Raw genomic sequence first — 18,178 nt, forward strand, 5'->3', positions numbered from 1 at the left:
CGATGCGGACGTTCCTGGCGGGGTGCGGGCACGCGGCCCGTCCGGTCTGTTCCGTTATCGCGGCGCGGTTGTCGTGATGGCGGCGGTTGCTGCGCATCCTGCGATGCCGGGGGCGCGCCGCCGCCGTTTCGAACACGTTAGCGGCGCGACGGGCAAAGGCGAACGAAGCAATTTCGATAAGGATTTCGCAGGCGGCGTCAGAAGGCTCGCAACCGGCGTGGGGTGGGGCAACCGGGTGCTGCGCGAAGCCGGGTCCGTTTGGCGGGTGATCGACGAAGAGGAAGGCGGGGGATTGGCCGACAGAAGCAGGCGGCGTGGCGCCGCGCCCGGCTATCCGGGCGTCGATCTTGCCGGTAGTATTGCCCCATGCCCCGTTATTGCCCGGCGTCGACGGCGCACGGCCAACCCATCCGGGACGACGGCGGCAGGCTCGTTGGAGGTCAGGTAACCGTTTCGACGAGACGGGCGGCGGCGGGGGCCGGGACAACGGCATTGACGGGAATGCATCATGGCATCCGAGTGGAAGCACCGCGTCAGACTGTTTGCGCAGCGTTTCTGGCAGCCGACCAGCGCATGCATGACCTGCATGCCGGGAAGCTGGGGCAATATCATGAGCGTTGCCCACTGGACCATTGCCTTTCATACCGGCCTGCTTACCGGACTCCTGGCCGTCCTCCTGACTTTCACGCCCGCGGCGAAACTCTACGCGCACCGATTCGGCAACGCGCTGGTCGTCGGCATCCTGACGACGCTGGGCGACGCGTATTCGCACACGAGTCACTACCGCATCCCCTATGTCGAGCACATCCTGACGGGCGTCATTTCAGGGCTCTTGGCGCTGGCAGCCTCCTATCTCCTCGAAGACCGCGCGCGACGCCTTCGTGCGATTTGGACGCGCGTTTTCGGATAGCTTGCGCGCCGGCATGCCGAACCTGCCCGGCCGAGCGGAGCGGCGCCGACCTGACGACACGGGTACCTGGCTGCCGTGCCGGTCCGAACGGCGTTCAGGGGCCGCTTGAACATGCGATATTCTTCAGTGGCCGTCGCGCGCGGATGATCGGCCAGCGCGCGTGCCGTCCGTCCCTGTACAAGACGTGGCGGCAATACCGGCGCAGCCGAAAGGGCTGACTCAAATCCGGTCATGACCATTCCAACAAGGGCAAAACAATGAGGATTTCGAGCGACGGCCTGACCCGTCCAGCGCGGCTGCTGCGACTCGCTTCATGGGGGATTGCAATCGTCTTCGCCGTTTTTCTGAACATGCTCGGCAGTCTCGTGATTCGCGACATGGCGTTCGCCCCGAGCGGCGGGCCGCCCGTCATCGAGCAATTCGCCGATGCGCCGACGAAAGCGCGCCTGGACGCGGCGCGGCGCGATCTGCAGGCCCGGCGCGACGCGCTCGCCGAGCAGGCGAGCACGATGGAAGTGGCGCGCGGCCGCGCCGCGAAGGCGTACGCGGCCGAGAAGGAAAGCTTCCGCAACTGGCTGGCAACCCGCTCGGCGACGGGAGACGGTGCGAGGGACCCGGACATTCTGGCGAGAACCCGCAAGCTCGATACGCTCCAGGCGGTGGTGACCAACTGGCAGCATCAGATCGACGCGATCGGTGACCAGCAACGGGCACTGGCATCGCGGCAGACTGAAGTCGACACGCAGATCGCCGACGCGGACGCCGCAGCCGAAAAGCGCTTCGACGCGGCGACCCGGCATTACGAGTTGCAGGTGTTCGGACTGCGGCTGGCGCTGACGCTGCCGATCCTGCTGATCGCGATCGGGTTGTTCATCCGCTACCGCAACGCGCGCTATTGGCCTTTCGTCTATGGTTTCGGCCTGTTCGCGCTGAGCGCGTTTTTCATCGAACTGGTCCCGTACCTGCCGAATTTCGGTGGCTACGTCCGGGTCCTGGTCGGCATTGTGCTCACGGTATTCGCCGGCCTCTACATGATGAAGGCCTTTCAGCGTTATGCCGAACGCAAGCGGCTCGAACTGCAGCAGGACCAGGGGGAACGTGCACGGACGATCGGATACGAAAAGGCCGTTCGCTCGCTCGAGAAAAAGCGCTGCCCGTCATGCGACAAGCAATGGAATCTCGGCGGCGACGATGCCACGTTCTGCGTGCATTGCGGATTGCGGCTCTTCAACGTATGCGGATGCGGCGGCCGGAATTTCTATTTCTTCCCGCATTGTCATCAGTGCGGTGCGCCGCAGGGAAACGCGTCGCCGGCGTCGTCCGATTGACGGCCGGCATGCGGGCAACCCGCAATCGCAGCGGCGCCGACGCCGGCCGGCGGCTGCTTCGGCGCGCGGCCGACGAGCGTCGCCCCGCGACGGCGTTCAGGCCGCGGCCGCCCGTTGAATCGCGTCCTGCTGATCGCCACCCAGGATATCGACGAGATCGGTCAACATCCGCGCGAGTTCACCGGTCATCAGCGCGACGTCCGAGTCGAAGCGTTCGTCGTCGTTCTGGGCAGTGGGATCCGCGGCTTCCTTGATCACGTCGAGCGGCGTGACACGCTTGATCGTCAGCGACGGTGTCAGCACGAACGAGATCCTGTCGTTCCAGGTCATCGCGAGGCGCATGCACTGCTTGCCGGCCTCGATGTGCCGGCGCATGTCGTTCGTTTCCAGCGCGTGGCCGACGTATCGCACGGTGGCGCCGCCTTCGCCGGTCGAGCGCAGCTCGGCGTCCTGGTCCACGGTGAATCCGCCCGGCGCGTCCCCCGACAACAGCCAATCCGTCATCGCGGCGACCGGCGACAGCGCCACCTGAACGCCGGCGAGCGGCAACTGATCGATCGATTTGACGAGCAGGCCGCGCACGTCGTCGGCGAGCGCCTGTGCTGCCGCATCGATGACGAGCCAGCCGTTCGCCGTATCGATCCACACGCGGGTGTCGCGGCGAATGGTGAACGCGCGCGGCAGCAGCTCGTCGGTGACCTGCTCCTTGAGTTCGCGCATCTGCTTTCGCCCGACCTTGAAGCCCTGCTGTTCCTCGACTTCAAGCGCCCGCGCCTTGGTCACCTGGTTGACGACGGATGCCGGGAGCAGCTTCTTTTCGGCGCGAAACACCAGCAGCATCTGCCGGTTGATCGAATACACGAGCGCGCCGTCGTCACGCGGCGACGCCCAGCCGTGGCGCTGCATCTCGAGGCTGTTGGCCGGCTGGAACGCGTGGGGCGCCAGCCATTTTTCCATCTGATCGGGGGTAACGGCCCAGGGCCCCGGAAGACGATGAAGCTGAAGGTTCTTGAACCACATAGGTGTACGGGCAAAGCGCGTCATTCTATATGACAGGGACGGCTTCAGCAGTGAGTAGCCGTCATCGCCCTCGACGGAAATGACGGCCGTCGGCCGGCGCGAAGCTGACGAGGGCAGTGCCGCTGGGCGATATGGGCTTCTGCGTCGGCCGCACCCTCAAGCCGCCGCGGATCGTCTTTTCGGCTCGGCGAGGTGCGCCAGTCCGAGGCCGTCGAGCACCTGCGCCTGAATCGAGGCCGATTGGGCATTAAGGGCGTCCGTACCGAATGACTGTCCGACGACCCAACGCGGTGGGCGCGTACCGTTTGCTTGTTCGACCAACTGCACGATCGCTTCGGCGACGTCGTGCGGATTCGGCGCGTCGTCGCTCGCGAACAGCGTCATCAGGGTCTCCACCATCTTGTCCGGAATCGCACCGACTTCACCGTAGCCGGGGGCGCGCGCGGCGTCGGAGGGCCGTTGCGCGCTCGCGAAGATATTTGTCGGATAGTTGCTGGGTTGAACGAGAACGACGTCGATGCCCAACGTCGACAACTCGTAGCGATAGCTGTCGGTCAGCGCTTCAAGCGCGAACTTCGATGCGCCATAGAGACCGAAGAACGGAAACGTCACGCGGCCGAGTATCGAGCCGATGTTCACGATCAGGCCTTCGCCCTGTTTCCTGAAAGTCGGAAGTACTGCCCTCGACGTTCGCTGGATGCCGAATACATTCACGTCGAAGAGTGCCTGTACCTGCTTCGCCGTGAACGCCTCGGAAATACCCGCCGATCCGATACCGGCGTTGTTGACCAGGACGTCGAGATGCCCGGCATCGTCCAGCACGGAAGCGACGGCGCGCTCGACGGACGCGTCGTCCGTCACGTCGAGTTCGACGACGTGCACGCCTGTTGCCCGAAGGGCGTCGGCATGCGGCCGATTGCGGCCGGCGATGTCGCGCATCGACGCGAATACGCGGTGCCCGGCCGCCGAGAGCGTCTCCGCCGTATCGCGGCCGAAGCCGCTGCTGGCGCCGGTGATCAGAATGGTTTTGGACATGTCGAGTGTTTTCCAGCAAGGTTAGAGAGCCGCAACCGAATCGGCGTGAGCCTGTCCGATGCGGTTGAGATGAAACGTGCGACGTAATCGGAACCCCAGGCCCTCATACAGCCGAATCGCGGAAACGTTGTCGCTGAATACGTGCAGAAACGGTGTTTCGCCGCGCTGCCCGATTTCCCGCCGCAAGACGTTCACGAGCCGCCCGGCGAGACCGTTGCCGCGATGCGCGTCATCCACGCAAACGGCGCTGATCTCGACGTATCCGTCGATGCGCATGCGTTCGCCGGCCATCGCAACAAGACGCCCCCGTTCGCGAATGCCGATGTAATTGCCCGTTGCGACGGTCCGCTTGCCGAAAGGTCCCGGCTTGGTTCTCCGGGCCAGTTCGAGCATATCGTTCGCGTCGGCGGCGCCTAACCGAACGATTGCCTCGTTATCGCTCATTCCCGCATCGAGAGGCGAGGCGACCATTTGATGGATCACGCCCGCATGCTCTGTTTGAAGTCCGTCGACCGGGCCAATCGGTTCGACGGATAGCAAGGCGAGTTGCTCGCGAGGCCGTAAGAGGGCTTGGAGCGCCCGGTATGCGGCGGGCGTTTCGGCGGCCAGCGCGGCAAAAGGCGCCACATCGGGATGGTATCGACGCGCGAGCGCGTCACCTTGTCCGAGGTGCGCCTGCTTCGTCGTGAGGGCCAACCAGACGGGATGGTCGAGGCCGACAGGTTCCGAACCGCTCATGCTTTTCCCCTTTTGCCAGGCAGCTGGAATCTTCGCTGCAATGCTGTGCAGTCTAGGTTTTCCCCGGAAAGCGGGCTATAGTCGTAAATGACATTAATGGATGTGTTTACGACATGAGATTATCCATTCTGGCCCTTGAAGGGCTATTCGACACCGGCCTTACGGTGCTGCTGGATACCTTCGCGATGGCCAATGAACTGGCTGCTGCCCGGGGCTTTGCCGTGCCGCCCTTCGACGTCGGGGTAGTGGGCGTACGCAGACGCGTCCGGACCGCGCACGGACTGTCCATGCTGGCGGAGCCGGCAAGCAGCGTACGCCACGTCGACTGGGTGGTCGTGCCCGCGCCTGGCATCAGACAGCCGGAGCGCCTGATCGAGGCACTGGAGCGTCCGGATGTGCGCGATGCAATGGCGCACCTTCGGGCGTGGCATGCCGATGGCGTCGGCGTCGCCGCCGCTTGCATCGGTACGTTCGTGCTGGCGGAAGCCGGGCTTCTGGATCATCGCGAGGCGACGACCACCTGGTCGCTCTCGCCGTTCTTTCGTCAACGTTATCCGGCCGTGGACCTGAACGATTCGCGCATGGTCGTCGCTGCGGATCGTCTGGTGACGGCAGGATCGGCAATGGGGCATCTCGACCTTGCGCTCTGGTTGCTGCGTCAAGCGAGTCCCGAACTGGCCACGCTCGTTGCGCGTTTCATGCTGATCGACAAGCGTTCGTCACAGGCCGAATACGTCATTCCGGATTACCTTGCGCACGCGGATCCGCTGGTCGCTCGATTCGAGCGATGGGCTCGCGAGAATCTTTCCGTGGGTTTTTCGCTTCAGACGGCCGCCGCCGCCCTGGCCGTCGGGCCGCGCACGTTGCAGCGCCGTACCGAGGCGGTACTCGGGAAGTCGCCCCTGGCGTTTTTCCAGGATCTCCGGATCGAACGGGCGCAGAATCTCGTGTCGATGGGGTACGACCTGGAAAGGATCGCAAGCGAGGTCGGCTATGCGGATGCGGCGACGTTGCGGGCGTTGTTGCGCCGCAGGCTCGGCCGTGGGGTGCGGGAGCTCCGGGCCAACAGCCGGCTGGGTCGTTGACCGTGAGGCGTCGACGAAGGCTGGATCAATCTCGAAAGCAATCCTGAATACATCCTGCGCGGTCATGTCGCACTGGGCCCGGTCCCGGGCAAGCTGGTGTCGCGTACGGCCTGAATGAATCCGATGGGCGACGCGTGGCCGTTTGCGCGACGTTTCGCCGATGCATCGTCCCGATCAAAAAGACGGGTGAATTCCATATCGACGGGATGTCGCGATTGTCGCTATTAATGTCATTTATGACTATGGCGAGGGCCTCGTCGCGCGTCTAGACTGCGAAGCATTTCCGGCAACCGCAGATCTGTCCTGCACCTTCAGTCCGACAGGGCCCATCCGATGACACGCTCGCCCGAACTCCACCTGCTGACGCTTACTGCGATCGCGACGCTGCTGATGTGGATCCCCTACATGCTGGCCAGAATCGCGACGCATGGCCTGATGGCGGCCTTGAACAATCCCGACCCGTCCGCTCCGCCCGGTCCGCCGTGGGCAGAACGTGCACGGCGCGCGCATGCGAACGCGATCGAGAATCTCGCCGTGTTCGCCCCGCTCGTGCTGATGTGCGCGATGACGGGGGCGAGCAGCCCGGCGACGGTGTTCTCGGCCAGGCTCTATCTGGGCGCTCGGCTGATTCATTACGTCGTCTACGCCGCAGGCATTCCTGTCGTGCGCACGATCGCTTTCCTGGCCGGCTTCGCGGCGACGCTCACGTTCGCCGTGGTGTTGCTCGGACACGCGAGCTAACCGCCGCCTGTTTGCGTTTTACCCGTTCGCTTCTTTCAGAGGTCACCATGAAATCGACGCCGAGCAATCTCCTCGACACGATTGGCAACACGTCACTCGTCCCGTTGCGCAACGTTGTTCCAAAGAACGGCGCGCGCCTTTTCGTCAAGCTGGAAAGTCAGAATCCGACCGGCAGCATGAAGGACCGGATCGCGCTCGAGATGATCGAAGTGCCCGAACGCGATGGGCGCTTGAAGCCCGGCGGCGCGGTGGTCGAATACACCGGCGGCAGCACGGGCGTATCGCTTGCGCTGGTGTGCGCCGTCAAGCGGCATCCGCTCCATCTGGTGTCATCGGACGCGTTCTCGAGGGAGAAACTGGATCACATGCGTCTGCTCGGCGCGAAGCTGACGCTCGTTCCCAGCGACAACGGCAGGCAAACCGAGAAGTTGACGAAGGACATGATTCGCGAAGCGCATCGAATTGCCGGCGAGACGGGCGCATACATCACTGCGCAGATGGAAAATACCGATCAGCTCAATGCCTATACGAAGATGGCCGACGAGATCTGGGAACAGACCGACGGGCGTCTCGACGGCTTCGTCCAGAGTGTCGGTACGGCTGCGTCGCTGCGCGGGATTTCGCGGCGCTTGCGCGAACACGATGCACGCATTCGGATCGCCGGCGTGGAGCCGGCCGAATCCGCGGTGCTGTCGGGCGGGGCGACCGGGGCGCACAAGATCGACGGGATCGGCGCGGGTTATGTCGTGCCGCTTTGGCGCGACGGCATCGCCGACGAACTCGAGCGGGTGTCCACGGAGGACGCGAAAGCGATGGCGTTCCGGCTGGCCGCCGAGGAGGGGCTGTTCTGCGGTACGTCGACCGGCGCCAACGTAACCGGCGCATTGCGCGTTGCCGAACGGCTCGGCCCGGACGCCACGATCGTGACGATCATGTGCGACACGGGCATGAAGTACCTGAAGTCGTTCGCGCAAACGCTCGCCTGACGGCCATGCATCGGCGCCGCATCGTTTTGCACCGGGCGGCAACCGCCTGCATTCGCGGCGCGTGTCGCGGGCAGGCCATCCGGTATCCGCGACTTCCCCGGGCGCCCGTCGCGTCGATCACTCGACGACACGCGGCGGCGTCGACAACTCCGCCAGCTGAAACATGCAATCCCCCCGCTGCACCTGCGCGGGCACGCGCTTGCACACCACCTCGCCATCGCCCTTGAACCGGTGCAGCACCGGTTCGCGCAGCGGCGTATCGGGGAAATGCACCCATGCCGCCGGCTGCCCGGCCTTCACCTGGTCGCCGAGTTCGACGAGCGGCTCGTACAGCCCGCGCTCGTACGCATAGACGAAATGACGATCGCCGTCGACACGCATGAAGCGCGTGACGGTCGGCGGCGCGTCGGGCACGAGCGCGCCGTGCAGCAGGCCGATATAACCGAGGTAATGCAGCAGCCCGTGGCGGCCGAGCCGGATCAGCGACGGATCGGCCATGCCGGCGCCGCCGAGTTCGGTCACGATCGAGATCGCGCCTTGCCGGCGCGCGGCCGACGCCGAATGCACGGGATTCGGCGCATGCAGCAGCGCATTCTGCAACCCGAACGCGACCAGCAGCCCGTTGAGCTTCGCGGCCTCGTCGGCGTCGAGCGGATCGATCGCGAGCATGTTGCCGCCCTGGTACAGCAGCGAGCTGCCGCCCGAATGCAGGTCGACCAGGTACTGCGCGCGCGACAGCAGCGCATGCTCGATGTAGTGGGCGATCATCTGCGTCGGCGTGCCGGTCGGGTCGCCGGGGAAGCTGCGGTTCAGGTTGCCTTCGTCGAGCGGCGACACGCGCAGGCCGGCATCGGCCGCCGGGAAATTCGCCATCGGCAGCAGGATCAGTTGCCCGCTCACCATCTCGGGTTCGATCTCGCGCATCAGTTGCGACACGATGATCTGGCCTTCGTATTCATCGCCGTGGTTGCCGGCCATCACGAGCGCGACCGGGCCGTCGCCGTTGCGGATCGACGCGATCGGGATCGGCAGCCAGCCGTATGCCGAGCGGTGCACGGAATGCGGCAGCCGCAGGTAGCCCGCGTGCTTGCCTTGCGCGTCGAGATCGATTTCGCAGTGAATGGGATTGCGGTGTGAAGAGGAGGCGGTCATGGCAGCTTCGTTCGATGAACGGAATCTGCCATCTTATCGGGAAACGGCGGTGTGCCGCGCCGAACCTCCACGTGCCCTCAATCGAAATACGGCGCCAGTACCCGTTCGATCCAATCCATGAACGCCCGGACGCGCGGCGACAGATTGCGCCGATGGGCCACGACGAGCGACGCGGCGAGCGGTTCCGGCCGCAGGTCGGGCAGCACTTCCACCAGCGCGCCGCTGGCGACGTGAGTCGCGACCCCTGAATAACCGGCCTGGATCAATCCGATGCCGGCAAGCCCGGCCGCATGATAGGTCTGCACGTTGTTGACCTGCATCGCGCTCGGCAGCGCAAGCGTCGCATAACCGTCGCCGCTCGGATATTCCCAGCCGGCATGTCGGGCGCCGAGCGTCAGCGAGTACTGGACCATCCGGTGGCCGTCGCGGAGCAGGTCGTCGAGCGTATGCGGTACGCCATACCGCGCCAGATAACCGGGACTTGCCGCATTGATCATGCGCAGTCGGCCCAACGGACGGGCGATCAGCGTTTCGTCGACGATCGGACCCAGGCGGATCACGCAATCGAATCCTTCCTGCACGAGATCGACGCGCCGATCGGTGCTCGACAGCTCCAGTTCCAGCTCCGGGTGTGCCGCCATCAGTTGCGGGAGCGCGGGAACCACGACGCTGCGCGCCAGCTCGGTCGGCATGTCGACGCGCAACCTTCCCCGCAGGCGGGCGCCGTCGGCGGCGAACATCGATTGCAGCTCCTGGACGTCGGCCAGCAGGTCCCGTGCGCGCGAATAGAACGCGCGGCCGTCGTCGGTCAGCTGGACGCTGCGCGTGGTTCGATGCAGCAGCGCCACGCCGACGTCGCGCTCGAGTTGACGGATCACCATCGAGACACGGCCTTTCTGGATGCCGAGACTTTCGGCCGCCCGCGTGAAGCTCGTCATTTCGGCGACACGCGCAAAGATCAACAGCGCATCGAGGTTTTGCATTGTTCACTCACGGAGTAACAGAACGTTCAATCGGCCATCATTTATAACTCAGTTGCGACTCAGTAGAGTGCTTTCCGACGTCGTCACCCGACGACGACCTCGATGGAAGGGCACCACCATGACGCAACACGTTTCTCCGGCCAGGACGGCCGTGGTCTACCACTCCGGCTATGGCCATACTCGACGGCTGGCCGCGGCGGTCGCCGAGGGCGCCGGCGCCGTACTCGTCGCGATCGACGCCGACGGCAACATCGCGGAGGACGCGTGGGACACGCTGGCCGGCGCCGACGCGATCCTGTTCGGCTCGCCGACCTACATGGGCGGCCCCAGCTGGCAGTTCAAGAAGTTCGCCGATGCGTCGTCGAAGGCCTGGTTCGACGGCGCGTGGCGCGACAAGATTTTCGGCGGCTTCACCAACAGCGCGAGCATCAACGGCGACAAGCTCAATACGCTCGAATACTTCGTTCTGCTGGCCGGGCAGCACGGCGGCATCTGGGTGAGCATGGACATCAAACCGGCGAACCTGAAGGCATCGGCACGTGACGACCTGAACCGCATGGGCTCCTATATCGCGCCGATGGCGCAGACGCCGGCCGACGCGTCGCCCGACGAGATGTCGCCGGGGGATCTCGAGACCGCCCGCCGCTACGGCGCGCGCGTCGCGACGATCGCCGGACGGTTTCGGACCGGGCAGCGCTGAGTCATCCGAAGTCCTTGCATGCGCGGTGCGTCCGGCAGGACGCCACCGCGTTTTTTCGGCCGATCGTGAAGGAAAACGACCATGAAATACAAGCGACTGGGCCGCACCGGCCTGTATGTCTCGGAGCTGTGTCTCGGCACGATGACGCTGGGCGGCAATGCGGATGCCGGCATGTGGGCGGCGATCGGCGCACTGGATCAACGCGACGCGACCCGGCTGATTGCCCGTGGGCTGGACGCGGGAATCAACTTCATCGATACCGCCGACGTCTACTCGTTCGGCCAGTCCGAACGCCTCGTCGGACAGGCGCTGCGGGACATCGGCGTCCCGCGCAACGAGATCGTGCTGGCGACCAAGACGGCCGGCGCGATGAGCCCGAAGCCCAACGACCAGGGCGCGTCGCGCGGCCACATCATGGACGCCGTGCAGCGCAGCCTGGAACGCCTCCAGGTCGACCACATCGATCTTTACCAGATACACGCCAGCGATTCCGTCACGCCGGTCGAGGAGACGTTGCGCGCGCTCGACGATCTGACGCGCCAGGGGCTGGTTCGCCATGTCGGTGTCTCCAACTGGCGCGCGGGAAAAATCGGCAAGGCGCTCGGCCTGAGCCAGGGGCTCCATGCGACGCGCTTCGAAACGCTGCAGGCCTACTATTCCATCGCCGGACGCGACGTGGAGCGCGAACTGGTGCCGCTCGCGATCGACGAGCAGATGGGGTTGCTGGTCTGGTCGCCGCTTGCCGGTGGATTGCTGTCGGGGAAGTTCGGTCCCGGTGCGTCCGCCGAGGACGGCTCGCGACGCAGTCATTTCGACTTTCCGCCGGTCGACCTCGAGCGCGCGTGGCCGTGCGTTGCCGCGATGCGCTCGATCGCCGACGCGCACGGGGTCTCGGTCGCACGGATCGCGCTGGCCTGGTTGCTGGCGAAGCCGCATGTCACGAGCGTCATCGTCGGCGCCAAACGGATCGAGCAGCTCGAAGACAATCTCGGCGCGGTCGACGTCGTCCTGACCGAGGATGAACTGGCCGGCCTGGACGCCGTGAGTGCGTTGCCGCCCGCCTATCCGGGCTGGATGATCGATCGTCAGGACGCGAGCAGGGTGCCGCGGCCTTTTACGGGCGTCGCGTCGAAATAAGCCGGCACGCCTCGCGGGCGTTCGAGCGGGCGAGGCGACCTCGTTGCTTCGTCAACCGCGACAGGTTCATTTCGATCGACGAGAACGGCAACGCGAGATCGCGCGGATGTTGCAGCGTTGAATGCATGCGGCGCGTGGCGGGCCGCATCCGGGCATCGAATTTCGCGCCGGTCCCTTGTCGCGACAGGGGCCGGCGCGTGCGACCGGCTTATCGGCCCGATGTTTCAGCTTCGAGACGTCCTTCTTCCCACAGTGCCCAGAAACGGCTGCCGGCGCGATACGGATTCGCGCGTCGCGTGCCGTGATCGGCGATGCCCTGGCGAAACGCGCCGTACAGCGTCAGCGGCGGATTGTCGACGCAGGCGGCTTCGCGCGCGGCCGGCATGCGGCGCTCGGACACGAGTCGGCGGATCAGCGATGCGCCGTCGATCACATCCAGTTCGTCGATGGTTTCGCTGCGGCTGAGGACTTCGACGGTATTCATGTTGGGTCTCCCTGACAACCTGTTTCCCTGACAGGGAGCAATAAGGGTGCCAACCATGAAAAGCCTTGCACTGCGTCGAACGTGCCGGCTTCTGCCGTCAACGTGATGCGCGGCAAGCGGCGATGTTACGGAACATGTCACGTGACACGCGAATGCGCGATGTCACGCGCGAACCCGTCATGCGTTTCGGAATTGACTCATCGGGACGATACGACGGGCAGGGAAAGAACGGTGAGGCGCTGCCCGGTCAGCTCGCTGCGGCCGGCACCACGCGGCGGCTGCCGCTCGAGTAGAAGCAGTAGATGCCCTTGCCGGCGGACTTCGCGTCGTACAGCGCGCTGTCGGCCTGCCGGATCAGTTCGTCGGGCGAGCCGTGCCCGTCGTCGAGCGCGATGCCGATGCTGATGCCGATGCAGACGGTCTCGCCGATCGACAGCGCGTACGGCGCCGAGACCTGCCGGATGATGCGCGCGGCGAGGACCGAGCACGCCTGCATCGTCGTGTCGTCGATCGCGACGATGAACTCGTCGCCGCCGATGCGCGCCGCGAGCTCGCCGGGCGGCAGCGTCTTGCCGAGCCGCTCGGCGACCTGCGTGAGCACTTCGTCGCCGGCCTGGTGGCCGAAGCGGTCGTTGATCGCCTTGAAGCCGTCGAGATCGAGATACATGACGGCGAAGGCAGGGCCCGGCAGGCGCGGCCGGCGTGCGAGCCGCCGCGTGAGCTCCGCATGCAGTTCGTGGCGGTTCGGCAAACCCGTCAGCGCATCGTGCCGCGCGAGGTGGCGGATATGTTGTTCGGTCCGGCGGCGCGCGGTGACATCCTCCACGATGATCACCGCATTGCCGTCCGGCACGCGATGGCGCGTCAGTTCGAGCTGGCGGCCATCGGCCAGCGCGATGTCGAACGGCTCCGGTTCGGCGCGGCGCAGCCACGCGTTGCACTGCGCGGCGAGGCCGGCGCCGGAATCGGCCACGGCGTTCGCGCCGAGCGCGGCAACGACGTCGGGCAACGGCGCATCGAGCATGATCTCGCGCGGCGATCCGAACAGCTGCGCGGTGCGCCGGTTCGCGACGATCACGCGGCTGTCGCCGTCGATCATGCACAGGCCGTGCGGCATATAGGTGAGCGCGGCGTCGAAGCGCGCGACGAGTTCGGCGTTGCGCTGGCGTGCGGCGATCAGCGCGACGAGCACGCGGTAGTGTCGCTGGACGACCGTGCGCATCGCGGCGAGGTAGATCACGAGCGGCGGCACCAGCAGCCAGGCGCCCGACCGGTGGGCGAGCAGGGCGCCGACGCCGATCGGCAGCACGCCGAGCGTGACCTGCGTCATCGCGAGCCGCGGCAGCGCCGAATTGCGCGACGCGATCCCGCCGAACACGCCGCCGGCGACCATCACCGACAGCGTGCCGAGCTCGACGTCGACGGCCTGCACGCAGCCCATCACGCCGAGGCCGAGCACGAAGCACGCGACGAGCGAGACGGGCGCGTAGCGCATCGCCCAGTATTCGGCGCGGTCGTCGCCGGCATCGCGCCGCACGGTGTACGCGCGTGCGATCGCGAGCCGCGCGATGAGCAGGCCGAAGTCGGCGACGAGCCAGGCGACGCACCAGAGCTGCTGCAGCCGAAGCAGGGCGACGGCCGCGACGAAGCTGCTCGCGAGCCCGGACAGCGCCATCGGGCGCACGTCCTCGAACAACGTCACGAGCATCGACGGGCGCAGCGCGGCCGTCACGCGGTGGTTGCCGGAGGGAGGAGTGGCGAGAACGGAGTTCAGGAGGGATGTCCTGACTGCCATGGTCTTTTTACCTCGACACGATGTCGCGATGGCTGGCGGTGCCCGCACGGCACGTGGCGGAAGCACCGGCCGGTGCCGGATGCGCTCGACATTACCATGAAAAATGCGCGATGCGGGCCGGCCGGCAGCACCGCGCACCGCGTCGGAGGTGGGGCGTCAGCGCTGCCTGCGAAAGTCTTGCGCATTCGCCGGCGCGCGGGCCGCATCGCTGCGAGCGGAACGATGCATCGCGCATGCTTGCCGCATGCCGCCAGGATGGCCGGGGCCGGAGCGAACCCGCGGTCGACGCGGACGAATGTGCGCCGCGACCGCCCGCCGCAGCCCGGCTGAATCCCGTTATAAGAAATTCAATAAGTATTTCATGCGGGAAATACTATAGGCGATATATCTAAAACAATGCCAGAATGCGCGCCGCTCCGAACGTCGCGACACCCGATCGCCGTCCGAGCCGCATCAGGAGGTTCCCCCCAATGAAAAACCACGGCCTGTCACGGCGGGGTTTTCTGAAAGCCAGCGTGCTGGCGGGCGTCGCGGTGTATGTCGCGCCCCTCGGCAGCCGCGCATTCGCGGCGCTCTTCGAAGAAAAACTCCTCACCCCTGTCAAATGGGATAGCGTCACCGGCATCCCCCAATTCCGCATCGACGGCATCGCGAAGGTCACGGGCGCGAAAGTGTTCGCCCGCGACGTGCGCGCCGCCGACATGCCGCACTGGCCGCAGCAGCAGTCGCATGCGCTGATCCTCCGCGTCACGCAGGCCGACCGTGCGTACGAGGGTTTCGACCTGTCGCTGCTCGGCGACGACCTGAAGCCGGACCGCGTGGTCACGGCCGACGATCTCGCGCGCGACGGCGTCGCGTTTCCGGCGTTCTACGGCGACGACATGCTGTTGCCGGCCGGCAAGACGCCCGCGTACCTCGGTCATGCGGTCGCGATCCTCATCTATCACGACTTCGCGCGCTTCCGTTTCGCGAAGAACGCGCTCAAGTTCCGCGACGACGTGATCCGCTACGGCGCGGTCACGGGCCCGCTCGAGCGCGATCCGTGGGGGACCTTCCGCTACGTGCGCGTGGGCGGCAAGACGGCCCATGACGACGATGTCTATTCGAGCCTGAAGGACGCGCCGATCTTCCCGAGCATGATGCGCAAGCACCTGCCGGTGTGGCCGGACGGCAAGGAGCACGGCAAGCTCGACGAGCAGGGCATGTTCCTGGCCGGGCAGATCGCCGGCGAGCTCGACCATCCGTCGGCCGACTGGCTCGTGTTCGAGCGCGAATACAACACGCAGTCGGTCGACACGGCCGCGCTCGAACCCGACAACGCGAACTGCTGGTACGACGCCGCGACGCAGGCGCTGCACCTCGTCGTGCCGACGCAGTCGCCGCTCGAAGTGTCGGAGAACGCGGCCGCGATGGTCGCGAAATGCCGCTTCCCGGTGAAGAAGCTGTTCGTGCATCCGTGCTACACGGTCGGCTACGGCTCGAAGGATCACTTCAACGTGCCGTTCTACGGCCTTGTCTGCGCGCTGTACGCGGACGGGCGTCCGGTGCGTTTCGCGAACGATCGCTACGAGCAGTTCCAGACGTCGCTGAAGCGTCACGCGTTCAAGATGCGCTACCGGATCGCGGTCGACCGCAACACGGGCCTGCTGCAGTCGTTCAAGGGCGACTTCGAGGCGAACGGCGGCGGGCGCTCGAACTTCTCGCCGTCGGTCGCGATGGTCGGCGCCACGGCCGCGCAATCGATCTACTACTTCCCGAAGAGCGACCTCGCCGCCGTCGCGATCGCGTCGCGCGCGATCGACGCCGGCTCCGCACGCGGCTACGGCACGCTGCAGAGCATGGCCGCGACCGAGATGGCCGTCGACGAGATCGCCGCGCAGCTGAACATCGATCCGATCGATTTTCGTCTGCGCAACGCGCTGCGTTCGGGGATGAAGAACACGCAGGGGGCGATTCCCGCCGGCGCGCTGCGCGTCGACGAGGTGCTGGAGCGCGCGAGGCAGCATCCGCTGTGGACGCGTCGCGTCGCGCGCAAGGCCGAATTCGAGGCGGCGCACCCGGGCCAGCGCTACGGCGTCGGCTTCGCATGCGTGCAGAAGGATTTCGGCACGGGCGCGGAAGCGTCGTTCGCGAAGGTCGAGTTCGACGAGAACGGCAAGGTGTCGCTGCAGCACACGGCAGCCGAGATCGGCACCGGGATGTCGACGTCGCAGGCCGTCGCGGTCGCGAAATGGCTCGGTCGTCCGGCGACGGACGTGCGTGTGGCCGTGACCGAATGGCCGGACCTGCCGGTCGAGACGAGCGGCGATCCGTACCTGATGTCGCAGGCCGACCAGGATCGCCTGAGCGCGAACCCGCGCTGGTCGCCGGGCTACGCGTCGCCGTCGAGCGCGACGAACTCGGCGTACTACTTCACGCACAGCACGCGCGAAGCCGCACGTGCGGTGTTCCGCTACGGCCTGTGGCCGGCCGCGATGTCGATCTGGACGCGCGGCCTCGGCGGCGGCCAGGCCGCGCCGTACACGATTCGTATCGAGGACGCGCGCTGGGTCGACGGCAAGCTGACCGCCGACGGCCTCGAGCCGCTGACGTTCGAACAGCTCGCGAAGCAGGCGCATGCGCTCGGCCTGCCGACCGGCGCCGTCGTGCACGTGTTCAACCGCTGGCAGTGGACCGATGCCGAGTTCGAAGTGGGCGGCACGGTTGAACGTCTGCCGATCGACGGGCTGTCGCTGCGTGTCGGCGCGCCGAAGACGGGCGCCGACAGCGGCCCGGTGCCGGGCACCGCCGCGCCGGCCGGCGCGACCGCGATGCACGGCACGCTGGCGCCGACGGCGAACGGTTATCGCGTGCTGGACCGCAAGCGCGTGTTCATCCCGCCGACGAGCCGCAACAACGCGGCCGTCACGTACTACACGGCGGTCGGCACGCTCGTCGAGCTGGCCGTGCATGAAGCGACCGGCAAGGTCGAGCTGCTCACGCACCACTCGATCATGGAATGCGGCAACCAGATCTCGCCGCAGCTCGTGTCGGGCCAGTTGCAGGGCGGCCTCGCGATGGGCATCGGCCATGCGCTGCACGAGTACCTGCCGCTCTACGAGGACGGCCCCGGCAACGGCACGTGGAACTTCAACCGCTATCGGTTGCCGCGCGCGTCGGACGTCGCCGTGTGGACGCAAACGGGCGACGTGCTGCCGCCGCTGTCCGAGACCGATCCGCCGAAGGGCGTCGCGGAAGTGGTGATGATTCCCGTCGTCGGCGCGATCGTGAACGGCATCGCGCACGCGATCGGCCATCGTTTCACCGACCTGCCGGTGACCCCGCAAAAGATTCAGGAGGTGCTCGCATGACGACCGCCCAAACCGCGGCTTCGGCCGCGAGCGCCGGCGCGGCTGCGACCGGCGCTTCCGCACCGGCCGCGGCTTCGGCCGCACCGGCATCCGTTGCCGCCGCGCCGGCTGCGCCGGCCGCCGTCGAGCGGCCGCTCGTCCGGTTCCAGCAGAAGCCGCTGTCGGTCAATATCAACGGCAAGTCCGTCGGCCCGATGCAGGTGCCGGAAGGGCTGATGATGATCGAGTTCCTGCACGAGTACGCGGGTCTGACCGGTTCGCGGCTCGGCTGCGGGCAGGGCATTTGCCACGCATGCGTCGTGATCGTCGACAAGCCGGACGGCACCAGCGAGGAGATGCGCACCTGCATCACCGGCGCGCACTTCTTCCACGGTCGTTCGATCCGCACGATCGAAGGCCACGCGAAGCGCAACGAAGCCGGCGAAGTGGTCGAGCTGTCGCCGATCCAGCAGAAATTCCTGGAGCACTTCAGCTTCCAGTGCGGCTACTGCACGCCGGGCTTCGTCAACGCGGCGACCGTGCTGATCGAACGCCTGAAGCGCGAGCCGATCGCGAAGGCCGACGTCGAGCGCACGATCACCGAGGCGCTCGACGCGCACATCTGCCGCTGCACGGGCTATGTCCGTTACTACGAAGCCGTCAAGGACGTGGTGCTGACGACGCCGGGACTCGTGAAGGACGCCGCATGAAACGCACATTCGCTTTTCGTGTCGCGCGGGCCGCGGGCCTGCCCG

Annotated in this window: 16 protein-coding genes; 9 read left to right on the plus strand and 7 right to left on the minus strand. The window is 66.3% G+C overall.

Annotated elements, in window-relative coordinates; all coding sequences use genetic code 11:
• Positions 1–508 precede the first annotated feature (508 nt).
• On the plus strand, positions 509–910 hold the full coding sequence (locus G3N62_RS05025; protein WP_124669969.1) for a hypothetical protein: 402 nt from the start codon (positions 509–511) through the stop codon (positions 908–910).
• Between the two features lie 257 nt (positions 911–1,167).
• A complete protein-coding gene (locus G3N62_RS05030) occupies positions 1,168–2,238 on the plus strand; it encodes a hypothetical protein (protein ID WP_124669970.1) in 1,071 nt (356 codons plus the stop codon).
• A 96-nt stretch (positions 2,239–2,334) separates the two neighbouring features.
• Here the strand turns inward: G3N62_RS05030 and G3N62_RS05035 are convergent, their stop codons facing one another.
• The 3 genes from G3N62_RS05035 to G3N62_RS05045 form a co-directional block, all read right to left on the minus strand.
• Entirely contained in the window at positions 2,335–3,258 is a 924-nt protein-coding gene (locus G3N62_RS05035) for a recombination-associated protein RdgC (protein WP_124669971.1), read from the minus strand.
• A 156-nt stretch (positions 3,259–3,414) separates the two neighbouring features.
• A complete protein-coding gene (locus G3N62_RS05040; RefSeq protein ID WP_124669972.1) occupies positions 3,415–4,293 on the minus strand; it encodes an SDR family oxidoreductase in 879 nt (292 codons plus the stop codon).
• Between the two features lie 21 nt (positions 4,294–4,314).
• Positions 4,315–5,031 carry a GNAT family N-acetyltransferase gene (locus tag G3N62_RS05045; protein ID WP_124669973.1) on the minus strand — a complete coding sequence of 239 codons (717 nt, stop codon included), beginning with the start codon at positions 5,029–5,031 and terminating at the stop codon, positions 4,315–4,317.
• A gap of 113 nt (positions 5,032–5,144) precedes the next feature.
• Here G3N62_RS05045 and G3N62_RS05050 point away from each other — a divergent pair, with 113 nt between their 5' ends.
• The 3 genes from G3N62_RS05050 (at position 5,145) to G3N62_RS05060 (ending at position 7,843) form a co-directional block, all read left to right on the plus strand.
• Entirely contained in the window at positions 5,145–6,116 is a 972-nt protein-coding gene (locus tag G3N62_RS05050; protein WP_059556559.1) for a helix-turn-helix domain-containing protein, read from the plus strand.
• Between the two features lie 333 nt (positions 6,117–6,449).
• Positions 6,450–6,857, plus strand: a complete 408-nt coding sequence (locus G3N62_RS05055) for an MAPEG family protein (RefSeq protein WP_049030608.1) — start codon at positions 6,450–6,452, stop codon at positions 6,855–6,857.
• A gap of 47 nt (positions 6,858–6,904) precedes the next feature.
• A complete protein-coding gene (locus G3N62_RS05060; RefSeq protein ID WP_124669974.1) occupies positions 6,905–7,843 on the plus strand; it encodes a cysteine synthase family protein in 939 nt (312 codons plus the stop codon).
• A 117-nt stretch (positions 7,844–7,960) separates the two neighbouring features.
• On the opposite strand, the gene G3N62_RS05065 is transcribed toward G3N62_RS05060, so the two are convergent.
• Entirely contained in the window at positions 7,961–8,995 is a 1,035-nt protein-coding gene (locus G3N62_RS05065) for a succinylglutamate desuccinylase/aspartoacylase family protein (protein ID WP_034191340.1), read from the minus strand.
• Positions 8,996–9,072: 77 nt separating this feature from the next.
• On the minus strand, positions 9,073–9,978 hold the full coding sequence (locus tag G3N62_RS05070) for a LysR family transcriptional regulator (protein ID WP_034191341.1): 906 nt from the start codon (positions 9,976–9,978) through the stop codon (positions 9,073–9,075).
• Positions 9,979–10,096: 118 nt separating this feature from the next.
• Here G3N62_RS05070 and G3N62_RS05075 point away from each other — a divergent pair, with 118 nt between their 5' ends.
• Together G3N62_RS05075 and G3N62_RS05080 are read left to right on the plus strand one after the other, a co-directional pair.
• The gene (locus tag G3N62_RS05075) at positions 10,097–10,678 is read left to right on the plus strand and encodes a flavodoxin family protein (protein ID WP_034191342.1); all 582 of its coding nucleotides are present in this window, start codon (positions 10,097–10,099) and stop codon (positions 10,676–10,678) included.
• An 81-nt stretch (positions 10,679–10,759) separates the two neighbouring features.
• On the plus strand, positions 10,760–11,815 hold the full coding sequence (locus G3N62_RS05080; protein WP_124669975.1) for an aldo/keto reductase: 1,056 nt from the start codon (positions 10,760–10,762) through the stop codon (positions 11,813–11,815).
• A gap of 208 nt (positions 11,816–12,023) precedes the next feature.
• Here the strand turns inward: G3N62_RS05080 and G3N62_RS05085 are convergent, their stop codons facing one another.
• Both G3N62_RS05085 and G3N62_RS05090 read right to left on the minus strand, forming a co-directional pair.
• A complete protein-coding gene (locus G3N62_RS05085; RefSeq protein WP_034191344.1) occupies positions 12,024–12,299 on the minus strand; it encodes a hypothetical protein in 276 nt (91 codons plus the stop codon).
• 247 nt (positions 12,300–12,546) lie between these two features.
• Positions 12,547–14,094: a sensor domain-containing diguanylate cyclase gene (locus tag G3N62_RS05090; RefSeq protein ID WP_124669976.1), complete on the minus strand. Its 1,548-nt coding sequence runs from the start codon at positions 14,092–14,094 to the stop codon at positions 12,547–12,549.
• 470 nt (positions 14,095–14,564) lie between these two features.
• On the opposite strand from G3N62_RS05090, the gene G3N62_RS05095 reads away from it, so the two are divergent.
• Positions 14,565–17,444, plus strand: a complete 2,880-nt coding sequence (locus G3N62_RS05095; RefSeq protein WP_124669977.1) for a molybdopterin cofactor-binding domain-containing protein — start codon at positions 14,565–14,567, stop codon at positions 17,442–17,444.
• Positions 17,441–18,133: a (2Fe-2S)-binding protein gene (locus G3N62_RS05100; RefSeq protein WP_124669978.1), complete on the plus strand. Its 693-nt coding sequence runs from the start codon at positions 17,441–17,443 to the stop codon at positions 18,131–18,133. The genes G3N62_RS05095 and G3N62_RS05100 overlap by 4 nt, the downstream gene beginning before the upstream one ends.
• Positions 18,134–18,178 lie beyond the last annotated feature (45 nt).

This window comes from Burkholderia sp. Tr-20355, assembly GCF_017104685.1.
Lineage (GTDB): Bacteria > Pseudomonadota > Gammaproteobacteria > Burkholderiales > Burkholderiaceae > Burkholderia > Burkholderia seminalis.

Coding starts and splice junctions, on each gene's coding strand:
- G3N62_RS05025 (WP_124669969.1), top strand. CDS start 509: ATGGCATCCGAGTGGAAGCACCGCGTCAGACTGTTTGCGCAGCGTTTC.
- G3N62_RS05030 (WP_124669970.1), top strand. CDS start 1,168: ATGAGGATTTCGAGCGACGGCCTGACCCGTCCAGCGCGGCTGCTGCGA.
- G3N62_RS05035 (WP_124669971.1), bottom strand. CDS start 3,258: ATGTGGTTCAAGAACCTTCAGCTTCATCGTCTTCCGGGGCCCTGGGCC.
- G3N62_RS05040 (WP_124669972.1), bottom strand. CDS start 4,293: ATGTCCAAAACCATTCTGATCACCGGCGCCAGCAGCGGCTTCGGCCGC.
- G3N62_RS05045 (WP_124669973.1), bottom strand. CDS start 5,031: ATGAGCGGTTCGGAACCTGTCGGCCTCGACCATCCCGTCTGGTTGGCC.
- G3N62_RS05050 (WP_059556559.1), top strand. CDS start 5,145: ATGAGATTATCCATTCTGGCCCTTGAAGGGCTATTCGACACCGGCCTT.
- G3N62_RS05055 (WP_049030608.1), top strand. CDS start 6,450: ATGACACGCTCGCCCGAACTCCACCTGCTGACGCTTACTGCGATCGCG.
- G3N62_RS05060 (WP_124669974.1), top strand. CDS start 6,905: ATGAAATCGACGCCGAGCAATCTCCTCGACACGATTGGCAACACGTCA.
- G3N62_RS05065 (WP_034191340.1), bottom strand. CDS start 8,995: ATGACCGCCTCCTCTTCACACCGCAATCCCATTCACTGCGAAATCGAT.
- G3N62_RS05070 (WP_034191341.1), bottom strand. CDS start 9,978: ATGCAAAACCTCGATGCGCTGTTGATCTTTGCGCGTGTCGCCGAAATG.
- G3N62_RS05075 (WP_034191342.1), top strand. CDS start 10,097: ATGACGCAACACGTTTCTCCGGCCAGGACGGCCGTGGTCTACCACTCC.
- G3N62_RS05080 (WP_124669975.1), top strand. CDS start 10,760: ATGAAATACAAGCGACTGGGCCGCACCGGCCTGTATGTCTCGGAGCTG.
- G3N62_RS05085 (WP_034191344.1), bottom strand. CDS start 12,299: ATGAATACCGTCGAAGTCCTCAGCCGCAGCGAAACCATCGACGAACTG.
- G3N62_RS05090 (WP_124669976.1), bottom strand. CDS start 14,094: ATGGCAGTCAGGACATCCCTCCTGAACTCCGTTCTCGCCACTCCTCCC.
- G3N62_RS05095 (WP_124669977.1), top strand. CDS start 14,565: ATGAAAAACCACGGCCTGTCACGGCGGGGTTTTCTGAAAGCCAGCGTG.
- G3N62_RS05100 (WP_124669978.1), top strand. CDS start 17,441: ATGACGACCGCCCAAACCGCGGCTTCGGCCGCGAGCGCCGGCGCGGCT.